The following is a 656-nucleotide window of genomic DNA, read 5'->3' on the forward strand; positions in this document are numbered from 1 at the left end:
AGGGCTCGGGAAAGAGTTCCGGAAAAGGTGTCCCCGGTGTGTCCCGGGGGCTCGTTCTCGTGATCGCGCACGGGTTCTCCGGGGACGCCGACCGCCCCCATGTGCGGCGCGTCGCCCGGGTGTTCGCGCGGTACGGCGCCGTCGTCACCTTCTCCTTCCGGGGGCACGGGCGGTCCGGCGGACGGTCCACCGTGGGCGACCGGGAGGTGCTCGACCTGGCCGCGGCGGTCGCGTGGGCGCGGGAGCTCGGCCACACGCGGGTGGTCACCGTGGGGTTCTCCATGGGCGGGTCGGTCGTGCTGCGGCACGCGGCGCTGGACGCGGGCGGCGTGGACGCCGTCGTCTCGGTGAGCGCGCCGGCGCGGTGGTTCTACCGGGGGACCGCGCCCATGCGGCGGCTGCACTGGCTGGTGACGCGGCCCGCCGGACGGCTGGTCGGGCGGTACGGGCTGCGCACCCGCATCCACCACCGCCGGTGGGACCCCGTGCCGCTGTCCCCCGTCGAGGCCGTGCCCCGCATCGCGCCGACGCCGCTGCTGGTCGTGCACGGGGACCAGGACGCCTACTTCCCGCTCGACCATCCCCGGATGCTGGCGGACGCCGCCGGGGAGCACGGGGAGCTGTGGGTCGAGCACGGCATGGGGCACGCCGAGAAC

The 656-nt window shown here is 75.9% G+C and carries 1 protein-coding gene; it reads left to right on the forward strand.

All coding sequences use genetic code 11. From position 1 onward, the window contains the following. Positions 1-59 precede the first annotated feature (59 nt). Positions 60-656: alpha/beta hydrolase (locus tag LPA54_RS34640; RefSeq protein ID WP_228984600.1), on the forward strand; the 597-nt coding region annotated here is incomplete at its 3' end.

Origin of the sequence: Streptomyces sp. DH12 (genome assembly GCF_020873895.1) — a bacterium.
In the GTDB taxonomy this organism is placed as follows: domain Bacteria; phylum Actinomycetota; class Actinomycetes; order Streptomycetales; family Streptomycetaceae; genus Streptomyces.